Annotated in this window: 21 protein-coding genes and 1 riboswitch; of the genes, 10 read left to right on the top strand and 11 right to left on the bottom strand. The window is 72.7% G+C overall.

What is annotated here, in order from left to right:
* Window positions 1-4 precede the first annotated feature (4 nt).
* The 3 genes from DFP74_RS06815 (at window position 5) to DFP74_RS06805 (ending at window position 4139) form a co-directional block, all read left to right on the top strand.
* Window positions 5-667, top strand: coding sequence for a helix-turn-helix domain-containing protein (locus tag DFP74_RS06815; protein WP_121180919.1), 663 nt, complete (start codon window positions 5-7; stop codon window positions 665-667).
* 220 nt (window positions 668-887) lie between these two features.
* On the top strand, window positions 888-3656 hold the full coding sequence (gene pulA / locus DFP74_RS06810; protein WP_233570842.1) for a pullulanase-type alpha-1,6-glucosidase: 2769 nt from the start codon (window positions 888-890) through the stop codon (window positions 3654-3656).
* A 69-nt stretch (window positions 3657-3725) separates the two neighbouring features.
* Entirely contained in the window at window positions 3726-4139 is a 414-nt protein-coding gene (locus DFP74_RS06805) for a hypothetical protein (protein ID WP_121188086.1), read from the top strand.
* Between the two features lie 34 nt (window positions 4140-4173).
* Here the strand turns inward: DFP74_RS06805 and DFP74_RS06800 are convergent, their stop codons facing one another.
* The 3 genes from DFP74_RS06800 to DFP74_RS06790 all read right to left on the bottom strand — a co-directional run bounded on the left by DFP74_RS06800 (window position 4174) and on the right by DFP74_RS06790 (window position 5901).
* Window positions 4174-4605, bottom strand: a complete 432-nt coding sequence (locus DFP74_RS06800; protein WP_233570841.1) for a cupin domain-containing protein — start codon at window positions 4603-4605, stop codon at window positions 4174-4176.
* 290 nt (window positions 4606-4895) lie between these two features.
* A complete protein-coding gene (locus DFP74_RS06795) occupies window positions 4896-5081 on the bottom strand; it encodes a DUF397 domain-containing protein (protein ID WP_121180917.1) in 186 nt (61 codons plus the stop codon).
* Window positions 5068-5901 (bottom strand): helix-turn-helix transcriptional regulator, encoded by an 834-nt coding sequence (locus DFP74_RS06790; RefSeq protein WP_233570840.1) that lies wholly within the window; start codon window positions 5899-5901, stop codon window positions 5068-5070. The genes DFP74_RS06795 and DFP74_RS06790 overlap by 14 nt, the downstream gene beginning before the upstream one ends.
* 156 nt (window positions 5902-6057) lie before the next feature.
* Between DFP74_RS06790 and DFP74_RS33790 the strand changes: the two genes are divergently transcribed.
* The 4 genes from DFP74_RS33790 (at window position 6058) to DFP74_RS06770 (ending at window position 8872) form a co-directional block, all read left to right on the top strand.
* A complete protein-coding gene (locus DFP74_RS33790) occupies window positions 6058-6363 on the top strand; it encodes a helix-turn-helix domain-containing protein (RefSeq protein ID WP_199725523.1) in 306 nt (101 codons plus the stop codon).
* 119 nt (window positions 6364-6482) lie between these two features.
* Entirely contained in the window at window positions 6483-6614 is a 132-nt protein-coding gene (locus tag DFP74_RS34215) for a hypothetical protein (RefSeq protein WP_158612970.1), read from the top strand.
* A gap of 675 nt (window positions 6615-7289) precedes the next feature.
* Entirely contained in the window at window positions 7290-7901 is a 612-nt protein-coding gene (locus tag DFP74_RS06775) for a hypothetical protein (protein ID WP_121180916.1), read from the top strand.
* Between the two features lie 197 nt (window positions 7902-8098).
* Window positions 8099-8872 carry a DUF4239 domain-containing protein gene (locus DFP74_RS06770; protein ID WP_121180915.1) on the top strand — a complete coding sequence of 258 codons (774 nt, stop codon included), beginning with the start codon at window positions 8099-8101 and terminating at the stop codon, window positions 8870-8872.
* Window positions 8873-8968: 96 nt separating this feature from the next.
* On the opposite strand, the gene DFP74_RS33450 is transcribed toward DFP74_RS06770, so the two are convergent.
* From DFP74_RS33450 to DFP74_RS06735, 7 genes are all read right to left on the bottom strand, one after another.
* Window positions 8969-9730: a hypothetical protein gene (locus DFP74_RS33450; protein WP_158612969.1), complete on the bottom strand. Its 762-nt coding sequence runs from the start codon at window positions 9728-9730 to the stop codon at window positions 8969-8971.
* A gap of 61 nt (window positions 9731-9791) precedes the next feature.
* A complete protein-coding gene (locus DFP74_RS06760) occupies window positions 9792-11444 on the bottom strand; it encodes a cation acetate symporter (protein WP_121180913.1) in 1653 nt (550 codons plus the stop codon).
* A complete protein-coding gene (locus DFP74_RS06755; protein ID WP_121180912.1) occupies window positions 11441-11857 on the bottom strand; it encodes a hypothetical protein in 417 nt (138 codons plus the stop codon). The genes DFP74_RS06760 and DFP74_RS06755 overlap by 4 nt, the downstream gene beginning before the upstream one ends.
* Window positions 11854-12678: a LytTR family DNA-binding domain-containing protein gene (locus tag DFP74_RS06750; protein ID WP_121180911.1), complete on the bottom strand. Its 825-nt coding sequence runs from the start codon at window positions 12676-12678 to the stop codon at window positions 11854-11856. The genes DFP74_RS06755 and DFP74_RS06750 overlap by 4 nt, the downstream gene beginning before the upstream one ends.
* Entirely contained in the window at window positions 12675-13691 is a 1017-nt protein-coding gene (locus tag DFP74_RS06745) for a sensor histidine kinase (protein WP_121188082.1), read from the bottom strand. Before DFP74_RS06745 ends, DFP74_RS06750 begins: the two co-directional genes overlap by 4 nt.
* Window positions 13692-14105: 414 nt before the next feature.
* A complete protein-coding gene (locus DFP74_RS06740) occupies window positions 14106-15785 on the bottom strand; it encodes a cation acetate symporter (RefSeq protein WP_121180910.1) in 1680 nt (559 codons plus the stop codon).
* On the bottom strand, window positions 15782-16174 hold the full coding sequence (locus tag DFP74_RS06735) for a DUF485 domain-containing protein (protein ID WP_121180909.1): 393 nt from the start codon (window positions 16172-16174) through the stop codon (window positions 15782-15784). The genes DFP74_RS06740 and DFP74_RS06735 overlap by 4 nt, the downstream gene beginning before the upstream one ends.
* Window positions 16175-16496: 322 nt before the next feature.
* Window positions 16497-16558: riboswitch (guanidine-III (ykkC-III) riboswitch) on the top strand.
* A gap of 32 nt (window positions 16559-16590) precedes the next feature.
* Here DFP74_RS06735 and DFP74_RS06730 point away from each other — a divergent pair.
* From DFP74_RS06730 to DFP74_RS06720, 3 genes are all read left to right on the top strand, one after another.
* On the top strand, window positions 16591-16905 hold the full coding sequence (locus DFP74_RS06730; RefSeq protein WP_121180908.1) for a multidrug efflux SMR transporter: 315 nt from the start codon (window positions 16591-16593) through the stop codon (window positions 16903-16905).
* Window positions 16906-17356: 451 nt separating this feature from the next.
* On the top strand, window positions 17357-18505 hold the full coding sequence (locus DFP74_RS06725) for a S1 family peptidase (protein WP_121180907.1): 1149 nt from the start codon (window positions 17357-17359) through the stop codon (window positions 18503-18505).
* A gap of 155 nt (window positions 18506-18660) precedes the next feature.
* Window positions 18661-19749, top strand: coding sequence for a hypothetical protein (locus tag DFP74_RS06720; protein WP_147453826.1), 1089 nt, complete (start codon window positions 18661-18663; stop codon window positions 19747-19749).
* On the opposite strand, the gene DFP74_RS06715 is transcribed toward DFP74_RS06720, so the two are convergent.
* Window positions 19736-20233: a DUF2087 domain-containing protein gene (locus tag DFP74_RS06715; protein ID WP_121180905.1), complete on the bottom strand. Its 498-nt coding sequence runs from the start codon at window positions 20231-20233 to the stop codon at window positions 19736-19738. The genes DFP74_RS06720 and DFP74_RS06715 overlap by 14 nt on opposite strands.
* Window positions 20234-20305 lie beyond the last annotated feature (72 nt).

Below are 20305 nucleotides of genomic sequence, written 5' to 3'. Positions count from 1 at the left end.
CGCTATGACGAGCCCCTCTGCAGAACACTCCGGCACCGACCACGACGAGCAGCGGATCGGCGGTCGGATCCGCGCCCTGCGCAACGCGCGCGGTCTCTCCCTGCGCGCGCTCGCCGACAGGCTGGACATCAGTGCCAGCGCGCTGTCCCAGATCGAACGCGGCAAGATGCGCCCGTCGGTGACGCGGCTGTACCAGATCATGTCCGAACTGGGCGAACCCATGTCCTCGGTCTTCGAGGGCGAGGAGGAGGTGCCCACGGGCGACCCTGGGTGGAACGGGCCGCCCGTGGCGGAGGGGCCGGCGGACGCGCCGCCCTCACGCGTTCTGTCCGACCACGTGGCGGTGACCCGTGCCGACGACGCGGCCGTCCTGGAGCTCCACCACGGGGTGCGCTACCGGCGGCTCACCCCGGAGCAGGTTCCGGGCATGAGCTACTTCGAGTCGACCTATCCGCCGGGGGCCTTCTCCAGCCAGAACGCGGAGTACGTGCGCCACAGCGGCCACGAGGTGGGCCTGGTGGTGAGCGGCGAGCTGGTGGTCGACACCGGGTTCGACACCCACCGGCTCGGCCCGGGCGACACCATCTCCTACCCCTCGACCACGCCGCACCGCATCTCCAACCAGTCCGACGTCCCCGCGGTCGCGATCTGGCTGAACCTGCCCTGATCGGGGCTCTTCCGCCGCCCGGTCGGACTCTTGCGATGGCATCGTGAACTTGCTGCAAGGTTTCAGAAAAATCATGGAAGCTCTTGCAGAAGTGAGCGGGGTCTCATTAGCGTGCCGGTGAACACCTCCTGCTCCCCCTGAGAGGACGGCATCCCCGATGAGGCCCCCGCACCCCCGGCCGGCGCGAGCACGCCGGCACAGACCCGGCCGCACACGCACCGTGCACGCCGCCGGCGCCGCGCGCGCCGCGACCTCCGGACTGCTCACCCTGGCCCTGGCGGTCCCCCTCCTGCTCGACCCCGCGGCGAGCGCCGCCGCCCTCCCGGTTCCGGCCGAGCCCGGCGGGCAGGACATGGGCGTGGACCTCACCGGACAGCGCGCCCACTGGATCGACCGCACCACCGTGCTCTGGCCGGGCGCGACCGACCCCGAGCACACGTACGCCCTCGTCTCCGCCGCCGACGGCGGCCTCGACCCGGACGAGGGGGACCTCGCCGCCGACACGAGCCTCGACCTGACCCCCGACCCGGACGGTCCCGACGGCGACCAGCGCGCCGACTGGCCGCACCTGGCCGATCTGGCCGCCCTGACCGTGGAGGGCGCCAACCGCCCGCGGGTGGCCGAAGCGCTCACCGGACAGCTCGCCGTCGTGGAACGCGACGCCGAGGGAACGGTCACCGCCGCGACCGGAGTCCAGATCCCCGGTGTGCTCGACGACGTCTACGCCGACGCGGCCGACGCCGACCTCGGCGCCGTCTGGGACTCCCGCGGCCGCCCCACGCTCTCGCTGTGGGCGCCCACCGCCCGGTCCGTCAGCCTGGAACTGTACGACGACGCGACCGACGCGACCCCGCGCACCGTGGACATGCGGCGCCACCCCCGCACCGGCGTGTGGGCGGTCAAGGGCCGCGCGGACTGGTCCGGGCTCTACTACACCTTCGACGTGCGGGTGTTCTCCCCCTCCGCCGACGAGGGCCGCGGCGCCGTCGTGGACAACCGGGTCACCGACCCCTACAGCGTCTCGCTGTCCACCGGCTCCACCCGCTCCCACCTGGTCGACCTCGCCGACCCGGACCTGGCCCCCGAGGGCTGGTCGGACCTGGCCAAACCCGCGGCCGTTCCCTCCGAGGCGGCGGCGATCCACGAACTCCACGTGCGCGACCACTCGGCCTCGGACACGACCGTTCCCGAGGAGCTGCGCGGCACCTACGCGGCCTTCGACCGGCCCGACTCCGCCGGCATGCGCGACCTGGCCGCGCTGGCCGAGGACGGTGTCGACTACGTCCACCTGCTGCCCGTCTTCGACATCGGCTCGGTGCCCGAGGACCCGGCCGACCGGGCCGAACCCGACTGCGACCCGGCCTCCTTCGCCCCCGACTCCGAGGAGCAACAGGCCTGCGTCGCCGAGGTGCGCGCCGTCGACGGCTTCAACTGGGGCTACGACCCGTACCACTACACGGCGCCCGAGGGCTCCTACGCGACCGACCCCGAGGGCGCGGCCCGCGTCACCGAGTTCCGGCGGATGGTGGCCGGCCTCAACGGCGCCGGGCTGCGCGTGGTCATGGACGTGGTCTACAACCACACCCACCAGGCCGGACAGGACGAGCAGTCGGTCCTGGACCGGATCGTGCCCGGCTACTACCACCGCCTGGACGCCGACGGCGGCGTGGCCACCTCGACCTGCTGCCCGAACACCGCGCCCGAGCACCTCATGATGGGCAGGCTCGTGGTGGACTCTGTGGTCACCTGGGCGCGCGAGCACAAGGTCGACGGCTTCCGCTTCGACCTCATGGGACACCACCCCAAACAGAACATGCTGGACGTGCGCGCGGCGCTGGACGGTCTCACGCTGGAGGAGGACGGGGTCGACGGGGCCTCGATCCTGCTCTACGGCGAGGGCTGGAACTTCGGCGAGGTCGCCGACGACGCCCGCTTCGAGCAGGCCACCCAGGCCAACATGGCCGGGACCGGCATCGGCACGTTCAACGACCGGCTCCGCGACGCCGTGCGCGGTGGCGGGCCCTTCGACGAGGACCCGCGGGTGCAGGGCTTCGGCTCCGGCCTGTACACCGACCCCAACGGGTCGCCCGCCAACGGGACCGAGGAGGAGCAGCTCGCCCGGCTCCTCGGCTATCACGACCTCGTCAAGGTCGGGCTGGCCGGCAACCTGCGCGACTACCGGTTCACGGACTCCTCCGGCCGGGAGGTGACCGGCGCGGAGGTGGACTACAACGGCGCGCCCGCCGGCTACACCCTGGCCCCCGGCGAGGCCGTGACCTACGTGGACGCCCACGACAACGAGACCCTCTACGACGCGCTCGCCTACAAGCTGCCCCAGGACACCCCGATGGAGGACCGGGTGCGGATGCAGGCGCTGTCCCTGGGCACGGCGGTGTTCGGGCAGGGCACGGTGTTCGTCCACGCGGGCAGCGAGCGGCTGCGCTCGAAGTCGCTGGACCGCAACTCCTACGACTCCGGTGACTGGTTCAACCGGCTGAACCGGGACTGCGCCGACGGCAACAACTTCGGCGTGGGCCTGCCCCCGGCCTGGGACAACGAGGACAAGTGGGACTACGCCCGGCCGCTGCTCGCCGACCCGGACCTGGTCGCGGACTGCGCGGCCATCGAGGACGCCCGCGAGCGCTTCGGCGAGATGATGCGGATCCGCGCGTCCACCCCCGCGTTCTCCCTGGGCACCGCGGAGGCGGTCCAGGAGCGTGTGTCCTTCCCGACCAGCGGCACCGGCGAGCAGCCCGGCGTCATCACGATGCACGTGGACACCGCCGGGCTGGAGGGCGAGTGGTCGTCGGTGACGGTGGTGTTCAACGCGACCCCCGCCGAGCAGAGCGTGCCGGCGCCGGCCGGCGGTGACGTGGCCCTGCACCCGGTGCAGGCGGAGTCGGCCGACGAGGTCGTGCGCGCGGCCTCCTTCGCCGACGGCGCGCTGACCGTCCCGCCGCGCACCGTCGCGGTGTTCGTGGCGGACTGACCCGCGAGCGGCGCCGACGGCCCCGGGGCGGACACCCCCGGGGCCGTCGGCGTGGTGCACACTGCCCTGGTGAGCGTGCACTTCGAAGTCGTCCTGTCCTGTTTCCTGCGCGGTGACACCCCGCCCGCGGTGCTGGCGGTCCTGCGGTGGCACCTGGGACTGTCGGACGAGCGCCCGGAGGGGCTGGACCCCGCCGAGCATCCCTCGCCCCTGCTCGGGACGGACCCGGAGAGCCTCCTGCCCGGCGGGGACGTCGCCTCGCTGCGCCACCGGCCGCACGGGTTCGAGGACTTCGGTCCGCGCGGAGTGTGGGGCCTGTACTTCCGCGCCTGGTGGATCGACGACGCCATGGGCGGGCTGGGAACCGTTCTCGACCTGCTCGCGCCCCACGCGGAGGACGGCTACGGCGGGTCCTTCCGTGCCGAGGACGAGGTGCGGCCGACCGTCCTCGTCTTTCGCGACGGCGCCTACGAGGCGGCGTAGCGTCGCGGGCTTCGGCGAGGCGCGGTGCACCGGCTCAGGGCCAGACCGCGTCGATGTCGACGGGGCGGATCGACTCGTCGGCCGGCAGGAGTTCGGCTCCGGTCCACGTGCGGCCGGCCACGCCGTCGGTGGGGTGGTGGACGCAGACGGCCTCGAAGTCCTCCCGCACGTCGAAGGCTCCGGCCACCCCCGCCGGCATGTGCAGGAACTCCCCCTGCTCGACGGTGATCTCCTCGCCGCCGACCCGGACGGTCAGGGAGCCCCGGGTGACGACGCACACCTCGTGGTAGGCCCAGCGGAACTCGAAGCGCACGCCCGCGCGGAAGCGGATGTAGGCGAGCCCCATCGTCGAGCCCTCGTCCTCGTCGGCGACGTAGCCGAGATAGGCCTGGTGGTCGCCGACCTGGAGCCAGGTGTCCGGGTCCTGGGGCGTGAACTTCTGGATCGCGGACGGATCGAATGCCACGGTGCTCTCCTCGTGCCGTTGACCGTCGCGGTCGCTCACGGCGGGAGAGCGGGGACGCGATCCGCGATGGCCGACTCGGTGCCGACCCTGACGACGGTAGCAAGGGGGCCGGTCCCGTAGCCGTAGGAGCGGACCGGGGGTTCACGCGTCCGGTGGGGACGGGGCGGGACGGGGCGGGTCGGGGGAGCGTCGGGGCGGTGAGGTGCGGGCCCCGGTCCGGCGGGTGCACGGCGCGGTGGACACGGGGGCGGGCGGCGGACGGCGGACGGCCGGTCACCTCCGGCGGGGGGTCAGGGCCGGTTCGTCGTGATGCTGAGCAGGAACGAGGCCCAGGCGTCGGTGGAGTACGGGATGTGCCCGAGGGTGCGGTGCCCGGTGTCCCGGACGAGAACGCTCGATCCCTCGGCCACCTCGACGCAACGGCCTTCCTGGGCGCTGTAGCTGCTCTTGTGCCAACGGGGTTCACACGTGGTCATCGAGTTCTTCCTTGGCCTTCCTGATCAAATCCCGGCTCAAGCGGGGAGACAACGCCTCGGACTGCAGGATGCCGAAGAGCATGGCACAGTGCTGCACCTGCATCATGTCATCCATGAACTGCTCGCCTTTCATGTGTTCGGCGGAAGCGACCATGGGGCGGTCGGGGAACGCGTAGACGCAGAAGGGACCCGATCCTCCGGGGTGGCAGTCGGCGTCGTCCGGGATCACCTGGATCCGGAACCGGCCCGCGTCGAGCAGGGCGAGGACGGTGTCGAGCTGGCCGTGCAGGACGTCGCGCCGGCCGCCGACCACGCGGCGCAGGACGTTCTCCTCGACGACGATGGACACGACCGGGGCCGGATCCTTGTCGAGGTTGCGCCGGCGCTTGGCCCGGGCCTCGACCATCTGGTCGATCTCCTTCGCCGAGCGCCAGGGGCCGGTGTCCAGCAGCAGGGCCCTGGTGTACTCCTTCGTCTGCACCAGCCCGGGAACGACCAGCGGCTGGTACTCGCGCAACTCCGTCACGTTGGCCTCGAGCTGCTCGACCTCCGCGTAGGACTCGGGTAGTACCTCGGGTGCGTTCGCCCGGCCCCACGCGCGCAGGACGACACCGGAGGTGCCGAAGAACTCGTCCAGCTCAGCGGCCTGCCGCTCCTGGAGTCCCCGCGTTCCGCGCTCCCAGGCCGAGACCGTCGACTGCACCACCCCCAGCCGCCGCGCCACCTGGCCCTGGGTCTTGCGTGCGCGCCTGCGGGCGGCCACGATCTCCCTGCCCAGCCGCCGCCAGGCGGGTTTGGTCTCTCGCTCCACGTAGCGCACTCCAACTCCGTGACATCGCCAGTAGCGCCAATGCAAGTCGACACAGCCACCGCATACCGCAGATAACGACCAACTGTGACTCTTTGGTGATGTTCGTGGTCCCATGAGCCGGAATCGGTCAGGGTGGTGCCCGTCGACGAACACAGGGAGGTTCGCGTGGGTACCGTGCTCCGGAGGCGAGTGTGCCGCGACCTGCTGACGACTCGCGAGGCGGCCGACCTGCTGCGCGTCCGGCCGCTGACCGTGGCCCTGTGGGTGCGGGCCGGGAAGCTGCCCGCGGTGCCGATGGGGGACGGCGGTCTGGGCCACCCGCGCGACCAGGTGCTCGACCTGGCCGCGTGGGGCGGCGCCCTGACCGAGGCGCTGACGGCGCTGGAGGCCGTGCGGGAGCTGGCGCTGAGCATCGGCGCCGAGTCCGAGGCCGCCGACATCGGCAGGTTGATCGACACCCTCCGGCCCTGAGTCGGACCGGGGGCGGGCTCGTCCCCCTTCTCCCCGCCCGCGCGCACGAGGGGCCGCGCGGGCGGGGAGCGCCCGACAGGCGGGGCCGCCGGGGCGCCCGGGACGCCGACGCACCCGACGTGTTCGAGCAGGACGCGGAGGACGGATCGGTGGTGGTCGCGGACGGCGCCGGTGAGGAGGCCGGCGCCGCCCCCGCGGTGCACAGGGCCGTGGCGGCCTGCCCGTCCGGGGCGATCAGCCTCGTCCCTTGAGCACACGGGGGCCGGGCGGCCGCGGGCCGGTCGGTCGGGGCGGGGCCGCGGGAAGGGCGGGGAGGGCGCGCGGGGGCCGCCCTCTCCAGCCGGAGAGGGCCCGTGCCCGCCGGAAGTCGAATAGGTGACATTCGTGCGCGTCCGCGAACTGCGGAAATGGCGGACTCCTGCATTTCTCTAGGGAAAATGCAGGTCGTGTTCGCCGCGCGTTCGCATATCGATATCTAACTTACAGTGACGACGCAGTTTGTGTGTTGTCCGCCAGGGAATAGGGGAAATGAACACGTCCGAGGGAGGAGTGGACCTCCGCCCCGGGCGGCTCCCCTCTGACCTTGGTGGAGTCCATGAAACCCCATGTCACAGCCTCCGGTCGCCACTGCTCCTCCCGCCGATCCGCCTCGGGGGAGTGGGTCGCGCCGGTCCGCCCGCATCCTCTCGAAGTGTGGGGCTCCGAAGCGTACTTCGGATGTACGAATGGCCTGCTCCGCGAAGTCGCCCCCGAACTCATGAGCCTCGGGGCGGGGTCGGGGGGTTCGATTGTCTGACGACCTGTGGGTGGTCGGGGACTCCTGCCCCGCTATCCGCCCCCACCTTCCTCTACGCACTCTCGGAGACGTTCACCACGCCCTTTCCCTCGGCCTGCTCCAGCGCGTTCGCCTCGTCCCCTCGCTCGGAGTGGGACCGCTGGACTGGGACCACCTCGCCGATCGGGTCGCCGGGGCGGGCCTGGTCGGCTCGGTCACCCTGGCCGCGGCGCCGCCCCGGCCCGTCGCGCGCACCGAGGTCTCCGTGGCCGCCCAGGAGGACGTGGTCGTGGCCGCGCCCGCGGCCGACGGCGCGACGGTCGAGTTCGCGCTCGCCGTCGCCGAGGGCAACCGCGTCCTGCGCCACCACGGCGCCCGGAGCCGGCAGCTGCCCGGACAGCTCCTCGTCGAGGCCGCGCTCCAGGGCGTGACCTGGGCGGTCAGGGAGCTCTACCCGCCCGGTCGCGAACGGCCGCCGGTCCAACCCGTGCTGTACGGCTTCGGGTTCGAGTTCCACCGGCCCCTGTTCTGGCTGCCCGTGAGCGTGCGGATCACGCTCTCCGAGACCGGCCCGTCCAGCGGCGGGCGCAGACCCCTCAACGCCGAGATCGCCTACCTCCAGCAGGGCCGCACGTGCGCACGGGGGCACGTCGGATTCCAGGCGTGCGATCCGCGCTCGGTCCGGGACACCGAGGCGGCCCAGTCCCGCGCCGTGGGCCCGCCCGCGCGCGTCCCGCGGCGCACGCCCGGCGCGGGGGAGTGACGGCGCCGGCGCGCCGCGCGGCCTCCGGGGAGGCCCTCGCGCGGACGTGTGTCCGGGCAGGTCAGGACATGTACGACAGGTCCAGGGAGGGCGTGGGCAATTCCCGGTGACGGTTTGGTCTTTCCCCGGGAAGGCCGGTCCGTTCCGTGTTACGGATGTATCCGTCCTGTGCCGCGCCGCGACCCTCTGGGAACCCCATGTTGACGTTCTTCGCCCTTCTCGCCGTCCTGGCCGCCATGATCGGCGGCGCCGTCCTGGCCGCCTGGCGGTTCCGGATCGCCGACGACTTCTCCGGAGGAGCGGTCGGCATCATCATCGCGCCCTGCGTGCTGTCGCTGTACCTCGTGGCGGCGGCCATGGCCGTGGTGATCGGCTGGGAGGACTACAAGTCGGCCGAGGACGGCATGATCGCCGAGTCCCAGGCCGCCCAGGAGCTGTACTGGAGCAGTACGGCCTTCCCCGAGGAGGAGGGCGAGGTCGTGCGCGACCACCTGCGCACCTACCTGACCACGGTGGTGGAGAAGGACTGGCCGCGGATGGAGGCCCGCGGTGAGCTGAGCGGGCAGGGGGACGACGACCTCGCCGACCTGGCCGCCTCCGTGCGGGTGCTGTCGGTGTCCGACACCGGCGACGGGCTGGACCGGCTGACCGCGCGCCAGGAGGTGACCGAGCTCAGCCAGGCCCGGGGAGAGCGGGCCGACGCGGCCGAAGACCGGATCCCGCTGATCCTGACGGCGATCTCGGTGACGACGGCGCTGGTCGTCGCGGTGCTGCCCTTCGCGATGATCAAGCAGGGGTCCCGCGTGGCCTACTTCTGGGCCTCGGTGAACCTGGCGTTCGTCTTCGCCACGATCGTGCTCCTGTTCGCCATGGGCACCCCCTACTCCGGCGTGCTGGCCAACGACGCGGGCGGCATGGAGGAGGCGATCGCCGGCTTCGACCGGGCCGACCTCGCACTGGAGACCAAGTAGGCCCGGCCCGTCCCGCCGGGAACCGGCGGGACGGGTGGAACCGGTGGGACCGGCGGAACCTGCGGGACCCGGGGGGACCCGGCCGGACGGTCGGCTCTACCGGAGGGCGCGGGCGGCGGCGGCACGTCCGGCGCCGCCCGCGGCCGCCACGGCGGCGATCGTGACGACCACCATCGTGCGCATCGGGGTGAACACGCCCGGGGCCTGCGCGTGGGCGGGCACGGCGGAGTCCACCAGGAGTTCCTGGGCGGCGGCCGGGGGCTCCGCGGGCGCCTCCGCGGCGGAGGTCGGTTCCGCGGCCGCCTCCACGGCCTCCTCCGGAGCCGGTTCCGTCTCCGGTCCGGGCTCGGGAGCGGCCTCGACCTCCGGTTCCGGTGTCCCGGGCGCGGGTTCGGGCGCGGACGGCGGAAGGTCCTCCGCCGGCTCGACGGGCGCCGCCGGCGGAGCCTCCCGCCAGGGCGGGGGCGTCGGCTCCTGCGGTTCGACGGGCGGAGCGGGCGGGGCGGGCGGTGCGGGTTCGGGCGCGGGCGGTGCGGGCGGTGCGGGTTCCGGCGGTGGCGCGGGGCAGGCCGGAGCCCTCCCGGCGTACACGACCACGCGCACCCCGTCGGCGCACACCAGGACGTGCTCGGGACCCACGTCGACGTGCGCGTGCGGTGTGTCCACACGCACCCCGCCGGGGCCGGCGGACACCCGCCCTCCTTCGTCGTCGATACGGACCCCCGACGGTCCGACGTCGGCGGTCGGACCGCTCCCCAGGGCGAGCGCGGGAGCGGCACCGCAGGCGAGGACGAGCAGCCCCGCGGACACCAGGCAGGACAACGCTGTGACGGGGGACCGTCGGAGGGTGGTAGTCACAGGGTGATCGTACGTGTTCGGAGCGTCGCGTTGGCCGTGTTCCGCGCAGCCGGGCCGGATATCAGGGGGAGTGCAGGCGCAGGACCGCGTGCTCGGCCCAGTCCGGTGGGCGGGTCAGCCACGACACCGTCATCATCGTCATGAACGCCAGGGGAATCGTCCAGGCGGCGGGCTGGGCCAGCAGCACCGACCCCCAGCCGCCGGGTGTCGGCAGCAGGATCGACCAGCCGACCGCTCCGGTCGCGGTCACCGCACCGATGGTGAGCCCGGCCGCGGCGCCGGGCAGGGTGAGCCGCCGCCACCAGATCCCCAGCACGAGCAGCGGGCAGAACGTGGACGCCGCCACGGTGAACGCCCACACCACCAGCACGTTGATGTCGATGCGCTGGGCCGGCAGCGCCAGCAGCACCGCCACGCACGCCCCCACCGCGACCGCCAGGCGCAGGCGCGGCACGCTGCCCTGGAACAGGTCGTGCGACAGGCCGCCCGCCAGCGCCAGCAGCAGGCCGGACGACGTCGACAGGAACGCGCCGAACGCGCCCGCTGCCACGAGCGCGGTCAGGATCGTGCCGACCGAACCCGGCACGGCCTGCGCCGGCAGCACCACCGCCACCGTGTCCGTGCCCTGGAACAGCACCAGGTGGGGCGTCAGCACCCGGCCGAGGAGCCCGTACACGGCGGGGAAGACGTAGAACAGGCCGAGCAGTGCGATGACACCGACCGCGACCCGGCGCGCGATCCGGGCGGTCGGACTCGTGTGGAAGCGCATGATCACGTGCGGCAGGCCCATACAGCCGGCGGTGATCGCGAGCAGCGTCGACCACGTCTCGAACAGCGGATACCCGCCCACGTGCAGCAGCGGCGTGCTCCACGCCCGACCGCCCAGCTCCGGCAGGCCGTCGGGGCGGGGCACGGCCGCGCCCTCGGGGAACACGTACTCGGTCCCGGCGGGCACGGTGTGCTCGCCCTCGGCCAGCGCGACCATCGCACCCTCCTGGTCGGTGACCTCCACCGGCTCGTCCAGGCTGAAGCGGGTCCCCACGGTGAACTCGACCGGTGTGGTGTCGGGGAAGTGCGTGCCCCACTCCGGGTGCAGCGCCTCGGCCCGGGTCTCGACCCCCGCCGTCACCACCAGGAAGAGCGCAGGCCCGCCGATGAAGGCCAGCTTCACGACGTAGTGGAAGGCTTGCACGTAGGTCGCCGAGCGCATGCCGCCCGCCGCGATCGAACCGCTCACCACGAGCCCGGCCAGGACCACGCCGACCCAGTACGGCGTGCCGCTGACCAGGCTCAGCACCACGCCGGCGCCCTTGAACTGCGGCACCAGGTACAGCAGCATGATCACCAGGACCACGAGGCCGCAGAGCTTGCGCAGCCGGGGCGCGCCCAGGCGGTACTCGGCGAAGTCGGGCACGGTGAAGGCCCCCGACCGGCGCATCGGCCCGGCCACCAGGGCGACCACGGCCACGTAGCCCGCGGTGAAGCCCACCGCGTACCACATCGTGCCGAGCCCGTTCTTGAGCAGCAATCCCGCCAGCCCCAGGATCGAGGCCGCGGACAGGTACTCCCCGGCGATCGCCATCGCGTTCCACGTCGGGGACACCCGGCGCGACGCCACCAGGAAGTCCGACGTGGAGCGGGCCGCGCGCACCCCGTAGATCCCGACGAACAGGCTCGTCACCAGGACGAGGCCGATGGCCAGGACGGCGATCACGAACGCCGCCCGCGGTCGTCGTCACGGTCGGCGCCGGAGGCGCGGCGGGCCTCGGCGGCGATGCCCTCGGCACGGTCCTCGGCGCGCTCGGCCGAGCGGACGTGCCACAGGCCCAGGAAGAACAGGGCGGGGTAGACCGCCACCGTCAGCAGCAGCCAGGACAGCGGGACGCCCGCCCACCGGATCTCGCTCAGCTGCGGCGCCGCCGCGAACGCGCCGCTCATCCCGAACAGCAGCACCGACAGCAGCACCACCGTGCGCAGGGCCGTCCGCCGCTGCACGCGGAACAGCCGCCGGGCCGCCTCGGTGTCCACCGGCTCCGGGATCGGCAGCAGGTGCTGGGCGGGGCGGTTGCCCCGGGCCAGCGCGATGCGCGTCTGCGGGCTGGTCAGCTTCTCGCGGCGCGGGCTCATGGCGACTGCCGTGGCTGCTGGTCCGGCTCACCGTCCCGGGGGCGCGCCGCCGCGCCCTGGGCGTTGGCGGCCCGGCCCAGCTGGTCGTGGCGGGCGGCCTCCATCAGCTGGGCGCGCAGGTGGCGCCCGTGCCTGCGGCTCACCGGCACGTCACCTGCGGGCGTGCCCGCGACCAGGCCCGAGGACGAGGTGACCCGCAGGTCGCGCACCCACGGGATGGCGATGAGGTAGCCGCGGTGCACGCGCACGAACCCCGCCGACGCCCACACCTCCTCCAGGTACGACAGCGACAGGCGGATCAGGTGGCCGCCGTCGGCGGTGTGCAGCCGCACGTAGTCGCCCTGGGCCTCGACGAACTGCACGTCGTCGCGTTTGACGAACACCGTGCGGCGCCCGGTGTCGATCTGCACCACGTGCAGGTCCTCGGCGGGCGGGGCGGCTCCACCGGGACTCCGGAGCTGGGCGATCCGGCCGACCGCCTCGGCCAGCCGTTCGGGGCGGATCGGTTTGAGCAGGTAGTCCACGGCCCCGATCCCGAACGCCTCCACGGCGTGGGCCTCGGACGCGGTGACGAACACGATCGAGGGCGGCTCCGACAGCACGCTCAGCACGCGCGCCACGTCCATGCCGTCCAGGCCGGGCATGAGGATGTCCAGGAACGCCGCGTCGATGGTGGTCGTGCCCAGGAGCCGCACCGCGGTGGCGCCGTTGTCGGCGACCAGCACCTCGGCGACCTCCGGCATGTCCTCGAGGAGCGCGGCCATCTCCTGTCGGGTCGAGGCCTCGTCCTCGACGACCAGGACCTTGAGCTCGGGCTTCACTGCGCCACCACTCCCCGGGTGAACCTCGGTACGCGCACGGTCACCTTCGTCCCTTCTCCCAGCGCGGTCTCGATCACCAGACCGTACTCGGGACCGTAGACCGCGCGCAGCCGCTGGTCGACGTTGGCCAGTCCCACGCTCCGCGATTCCGGGCCCGTGCCCGCCAGCAGGGATCGGGCCAGGTCGGGGTGCATCCCCACGCCGTCGTCCTCGATCTCGATGACGCACAGCGGTCCCTCGCCGAACCCCGACACGCTGATGTGCCCGGCGCCCTCCTTGCGCTCCAGCCCGTGCCGGATCGCGTTCTCCACGATCGGCTGGACGACCAGGAACGGGATCGCGACCGGCAGGACCTCGGGCGCCATCCGCACCGTGACGTCCAGCCGGTCGAGGAAGCGGGCCCGTTGGAGTTCGAGGTAGGTCTGGGTGGCCTCCAGCTCGTCGGCCACGGTGGCGTAGTCGCCGCGTTCGGCGAAGCCGTAGCGCAGGTAGTCGGCGAAGTCGGACAGCAGCTGCCGGGCGCGGTCGGGGTCCGTGCGCACCAGGGCGGCGATGACCGCGAGCGCGTTGTGCACGAAGTGCGGGGAGATCTGGGCGCGCAGGGTGCGCAGGTCCGCCGCGGCGATGCGGTCGCGGGTGCGGCGCAGCGCCGCGTGGTCCAGGGAGTCCGCCACCAGGGCGGCCGCCGCCTCGACGTCGGCCTCCGGAGGGCGGCCCGAGACGACCAGGGCGCCGGCGATCTCGTCGGCCACGTTCAGCGGGACGGCGCACACCGCGTCGCCGTCCGGCAGACGGGTGCGGGCGCTGGCGCCGTACTCGAAGACCTGGGCGAGCAGACCCTCCACCTCGTCTGCGGAGGGGGAGCGGCCGTGCGAGGCCACCGGCCCGTCCAGGTCGGCCAGGACGACGCAGTCGGCGCCGAGCAGCTGGCGGAGGCGACGGGCCGCGGACGGCACGCCCCTGCCGTGGAGTCCGTCCTGGAGATCGACGCCCAGGGCGTGTACCTGGCGCATCAACTCGACGCTCGCCAAAGGGGCCGACGCCGGACGCCGTCGGAAGGGGAGCTTCCACGACAGCCACCGATATGACACAGAACGACCCTATCCCAGTCGGATGTGTCGGTGCTCACGTTGCGGTGCCGTCCTTCCGTGTGCGGGGCGACGGGAGAAGGGAAAGGCCTGGAGTCGTGGCGGGCGACGGGTGGGCTGGGCGGCCGGGGGCCGTCCGTTGAGGGTGGTAGCCGGTCCCGGTGCGAAGCACACTCGACCGGCGATGGTGGGCGACGGGTGGGAACGAGGGCGGGCCCACCGCCCGGGAGGGAGCGATGGGCCCGTTGGAGAGAGAACCGGGGCAGGGCCGACCGGGAGTGGAGTGGGCTCCCGGTTGGAGTGACCGGCCCTGATGGCCGACCCGGTTCCCCGGTTGGCCTAGTGGTCGCCGGCCTTCACCGCACCGGCGCCGGTCAGCGCCCGGACCTGGAGCATCGCGAACTTGTCGAAGTCGCGCTCCTTGGACATGAACGTCCCGACGACCGCGCAGAGCAGGCCCAGCGGCACCGACACCAGGGCCGGGTTCGGCATCGGGAACCAGGCGAAGTCGGCGCCCGGGATGAGCGCCGTCTCCGAACCGGACACGACCGGCGAGAAGAACACCAGGCCGACGGCGCTGATCAGACCGCCGTAGATACCCGCGACGGCACCGGCCGTGTTGAACCGCTTCCAGAAGAGGCTGAGCAGCAGGGTCGGCAGGTTGGCCGAGGCGGCGATCGCGAAGGCCAGCGCGACCAGGAAGGCCACGTTGAGGCTCTGCGCGAAGATCGCCAGCACGATCGCGACCGCGCCGATGCCCAGGGCGGAGAGCTTGGCGACCCGGACCTCCTCGCGTCCGGGGGCCCGGCCCTTGCGCAGGACGGAGTTGTAGAAGTCGTGCGCCAGGGAGGACGAGGACGCGATGACCAGGCCGGCCACCGTGGACAGGATCGCCGCGAACGCGGCCGAGGCGATCAGGGCGAGCAGGACCGCGCCCGCCATGTTCCCGCCGACGGCCTGGCCGACGGTCTCCGCCAGCTGTGGTGCGGCCGTGTTGCCCGCCGCGTCCTGCGCGGTGATGGCCTCACGTCCGACCAGGGCCGCGGCGCCGAAGCCCAGCACCAGCGTCATCAGGTAGAAGGAGCCGATGAGGCCGATGCCCCAGTTGACCGACTTACGGGCGCTCTGGGAGTCGGGAACGGTGTAGAAGCGGATGAGGATGTGCGGCAGGCCCGCGGTACCCAGGACCAGCGCCAGCCCGAGGCTGATGAGGTCCAGCTTGTTCCACATGGTCTGCAGCGGGTCGCCGACGACCTCGACGCCGTAGCGCAGACCGGGCTCCAGGAAGGCGGCGCCCTGCTCGCTGTTGGTGGCGGCGTCGGACATCAGCGCGCCGAGGTTGAAGCCGTACATCGACAGGGTGAGCACGGTCAGCAGCGCGGCACCCGACATGAGGATGACGGCCTTGATGATCTGCACCCAGGTGGTGCCCTTCATACCGCCGATGGTCACGTAGACGGTCATCAGCAGGCCGACGACCACGATGCCGACGATCTTGGCGGTGGCCGCGTCCATGCCCAGGAAGGTCTGGCCCTCCTGGATGCCGAGCAGCAGCGCGATCAGGGCGCCGGCGCCGACCATCTGGGCGAGCAGGTAGAAGATCGACACGACGAGCGTGGAGACGGCCGCGGCGGTGCGGACCGGGCGCTGCTGCATCCGGTAGGACAGCACGTCGCCCATGGTGTAGCGGCCGGAGTTGCGCAGCAGCTCGGCGACGAGCAACAGGGCGACCAGCCACGCCACCAGGAACCCGATGGAGTAGAGGAAGCCGTCGTAGCCGAAGAGGGCGATCATGCCCGCGATGCCGAGGAACGACGCGGCGGACATGTAGTCACTGCCGATGGCCAGACCGTTCTGGAGCGGGGAGAACCCGCGGCCACCGGAGTGGAAGTCGGCGGCGGAGTAGCTGCGGCGGCTGGCCCAGACGGTGATACCGAGGGTCGCCGCGACCATCAGGCCGAAGAGGACGAGGGTGACGAGCCGGCCGCTCTCGTTGACGGCCTCCTGCGCGAGCATCATCGGGTGCCCTCCTGCTTCTTCTGACGGTCGTCGGCCTTGACGAGCTCGTCGCGCAGCTCGGTCGCCTGGGCGTCCAGCTTCTTACGGGCGTAGCGCGTGTAGAGGACGGCGATGCCGAAGGTGGACGCGAACTGGAGGATGCCGAAGACCAGGGCGACGTTGATGTTGCCGAAGAGGACGGTGCCCATGAAGTCGCGACCGAACGCGGACAGCAGCACGTAGAGCAGGTACCACGCCATGAAGGCGATGCTCATCGGGAAGATGAACGAGTAGAGGCTCCGCTTGAGGGCGAGGAAGCGCGGATCGCTGTGCATCGCGATGTAGGCCGCGTCGCCTGTCTGGTCCGGCCCCGGCGGGCCGGTGCCCGGGTTCTTTCTGTCGGTCGTCATGGTGAGTCCTCCGGGGGGATTGGTGGGGAGGGTGATTTCGTCGGTGTTCTGGTGATGTGACCTGCGTTACTCGGAACTGTAAGCAGCGACACTCGGCGCGTGGAGGGGATGCGCGGGGGCACGCGCCGAACGCGGAGTGATGTCGCCGAGTGGTCGCCCAGTGCGCGCTGAGCGGTCGCGTCGTGCGGCGAGCGGTCGGTGAACGGCGGCCCGGGGTGATCGGTCCGACCACGCGGGCCGGAACGCCCCGCCGGTTCGGGGCGTTGTACCGTACGACCGGCCGCGGAGCCGGAGCTCCCCGCGGGCCCGATGGTCAGGGAGTGGAGGGCGCTCACGCGACCCCGGACGAGGTGCGCCGTACCCGGTAGGACAAGACGGCGCGTACGTGCACCGACGTCGGCGGAGGTCCGATTCCCATGGCATGGCTCGTCCTGATCATCTCCGGTCTGCTGGAAACCGTCTGGGCCGTCGCGCTCGACGCGACCCGTGGCTTCACGCGCCTGTGGCCATCGGTGATCTTCGCCGTCTCCCTCGTGCTGAGCATGGGCGGCCTGGCCTACGCGCTGCGCACCATCCCGGTCGGCACCGGGTACGCGGTGTGGGTCGGTATCGGCGTGGTCGGCACCGCCCTGGTGGGCATGTTCTTCCTGGGTGAGGGCTTCAGCGTTCCCAAGCTGCTGTGCCTGCTGCTGGTGGTCGGCGGTCTGGTCGGGCTCAAGCTCCTGCACTGATCCCATCGGCCCACGCGCCCCACCGTGTCCGCCCCGTCCTCCCCGAGGGCGGGGCGGACGTGTGTCGCCCGTTCGAGGTCGACCGGACCCACCTGGGCTGTCACGCAATGTGATGACGAATGGCCGCTTCCGGCCGCAGAGCCACCCTGTCGCCGCCCCGGGGTCTGTGCTAGACGCGCCGCGCGCCCGGATCCGCTCCTCGTCTTGTTACCCGGGCGTAAAGGAGTCGCGCGGTACCGCTCCGTGGTGGGGCCACGTGAGGGTCCGTGGCGCATCGCGCCGAACGCGGAGAGTGTTCGGCTATTGCCCGTTACGGGCGCCATCCCTTACTTTTGCTCGACGTTCACACCGTGTGGGCGAAAGATGGCTCAGGGTCCCCACAACCCAGGAGCCGTCCCCCTGGGTACGTGTATGCCCTCTGCCTTGTCACCCCCGCTAGAAAGGGCAGACGTTGTCGATTCCCCCTCTCGGGCGTCTCGCGGCCACCGCCGCACTCGCCTCCGGACTGGTCCTGGCCCCCGTCACCGCGGCGACGGCCGACACAGCCGGCACCCCCACCATCGACCCCGACCAGATGGCCGCCATGCAGGAGGCCTTCGGGCTCTCCCAGGCCGGTGTCACCGACCTCCTCGACGCCCAGGCCGAGGCCGCCGACCTGGAGGCCGAGCTGCGTGAGGAGCTCGGCGCCGACTTCGGCGGAGCCGTCTTCGACACCGACACCCACGAACTGACCGTCCGGGTCACGGACCAGTCCTCGAACGACGCCGTGCGCGAGGCCGGCGCCGTCCCCCAGCGCGTCGAACACGGCGCCCCGGAGCTGGAGGCGGCCGTCGAGGCGCTCAACGGCGCCGAGGAGGCCGCGTCCGACGGCGTCCACGGCTGGTACGCCGACCCCGAACTGGACACCGTCGTCATCGAGACCGCCGACGGCGCGGCCGAGGACGCCGAGGCGCTGGCCGCCGAGGCGGGCCTGGACGTCGACACCTTCACCGTCGAGGAGGGCACGGAGGAGCCCCGCACCTACGCCGACATCGTCGGCGGCACCCCCTACTACTTCCAGGACGGCGCCGACTGGTTCGTCTGCTCCGTCGGCTTCGGCGTGGAGGGCGGCTACGTCACCGCCGGACACTGCGGAACGGCGGGCTCCGACACCTGGCTCCAGGTGGGCTCGGGGCAGCTCGGCACGGTCGCCGAGTCGGTCTTCCCCGACCAGGACGCGGCCTGGGTGCGCTCGGCCGCGGGCCACACCCCGACCCCGCTGGTCGACGACCACGCGGGCGGCACCGTGACGGTCACCGGTTCCCAGGAGACCCCCGTCGGCGGCGCGGTCTGCCGCTCGGGACAGACCACCGGCTGGCACTGCGGCACCGTCCAGGCCAAGGACCAGAGCGTCAACTACGGCGGTGACATCGTCAACGGCCTCACGCGGACCACCGCGTGCGCCGAGGGCGGCGACTCCGGCGGCTCCTGGGTGTCGGGCACCGAGGCCCAGGGCGTGACCTCCGGCGGGTCCGGCAACTGCACCTCCGGCGGGACCACCTACTTCCAGCCGCTCAACCCGATGCTGGAGCAGTGGAATCTGACGCTTCTCACCGGCTGACCCCACGGGTCCATCAGCCACCGGCCGCCCGCGTCCCCGCTCCGGGCGGCCGGTCCCGTGTCCGCGCCCGGCCCGTCCCCGGGCGCGGACACCCGAAGGCAACCGTCGGCTCGTGAGCGACGTCCAAGCTGCGACGCGCTCCCCCAGGACGCGCGATGGCTGGGAAGGCCCGTGGTCCGCCGATGGAGCTGAAGAAGTACGACCACACATCCCTCGTGTTCGATCCGACCCTGCCGATGGCCGGGCATGCCGGACTGCGAGCGACGACCGTGCACGTGCGGGTGGGACCGCCGGGGACGCGGCCGCTCGTGCTCCGGACGAGGCGGGAGCGCCTGCTCATGGGCGCGATCCCCTTCGTGACCGCCCTGGTCCTCATGGCCGTGTGCGACCTCGCCCTGGAGTGGACCGCGCTCTCCGTCCTGATGGGCTTCCTGACGCTGTTCCTCTACCTCCCCCGGCGCCTGTCCGAGGACGGGATCAGGGGCGAGCCGGCGGGCCTCGGCGGAGTCGTGTTCCTCTCGCTGTTCGCCGCCGGGATGAGTACGTTCGCTGGGGCCCTCCTCCCGTTCCTCCTCGTCCACCTCTACCGCTACGCGCTCTTCGTGTTGCACGGCAAGCCCTTCGAGTTCGCGCTGCCGCGGGACCGCTTCGTCGACCCGAGGGGCCTCGGGTACGAGGCGGAGCGGAAACTGAGCCGTGTGCAGGACGCCTGTCGGCGGGTGGAGGAGGCCCAGCGCGTGATCCCGGACTTCGACGGGCGGTCGGCGCTCACCGTGCTGCGGGAGGAGGAGTGGCTCGTCGCCCGCGATCTGGCCCGGGTGTCTCCGCTCACCGAGGAGGTCGCGGGCCTGCGCGCGGAGGCCGCATCCGACCGGGTCCGGGCGGCCCTGCGCTCGCGGGAGGCGGCCGTGGGCGCGGCCGAGCGGATCGTGGACCGCCGCCTGTCACGGATCGAGCGCTACATGCGCCCGGTCGACGCGGCGCTGACGGCCTACCGGGAGTGGGAGCAGCTGTCCCGTCTGTCGGTGGGCGGCGACGCCTACGACGACCTCGTCGCGCACACGGCCGGCGGGCCGTCCGGCGATCTGGCGCACGGCCTTGACGGGGACCACGCGCTGCGCGCGGCCGAGGCCGCGATCCGCGTCCACGTGCGCGAGGCCGACGAGGTCGCCTCGCGGCTGACCTCCGCCTCGCGCGCGGACTCCCCGAACGCGGACGGCGGGTCCGGGCTCAGCTGGGGGTGACGCGGTACCGGCTGCCGTCGTCCTCCCTGGCGAGGAAACCCTCCTCCACCAGGTGGCGGCGCAGCGCGGAGGGGTCGTCGTAGCAGGTGCGGATGGCGGTGTTGACCTGCTTCTCGGTGTACTCCAGCCCGGGGGCGAAGAGCCGCTCGGTCACGCGCGCGAACACCGCCAGCCGCAGTTCGCGCCGGGCGGGGAGCTCGGCGAGGCGCCCGGCGCGGAACACGGCGTCGACGGGGTCGGCGGAGCGCGGCCGTGCGCTCGCGGTCGCCTCCCCGAACACCTCGGGCACGGCCACGACCCGGTCGCCGTCCTCGCGCACGAGTCCGTCGCGGAGCAGCCGGGCCAGGCGTTTGGCCGCCTTGGCCCCCGCACTGCGGACCTCCTCGGCGGGCAGCCCGGCGCCGCCCGAGCAGACCACGCGGGCGTAGAGCGCCAGCCGGTCGGGATCGGCGAGGGACGAGGTCAACTGGGCGGGGTGCGGCACGGCGGTCCTTCGGGCGGGGGCGGGCAGTGGTGGGCGCCAGTGAGGATAGGCCCCCGTCCGGCTCGCACTCCA

It is taken from the genome of Nocardiopsis sp. Huas11 (assembly GCF_003634495.1).
In the GTDB taxonomy this organism is placed as follows: domain Bacteria; phylum Actinomycetota; class Actinomycetes; order Streptosporangiales; family Streptosporangiaceae; genus Nocardiopsis.
This window is presented reverse-complemented; position numbering and strand designations above follow the sequence as displayed.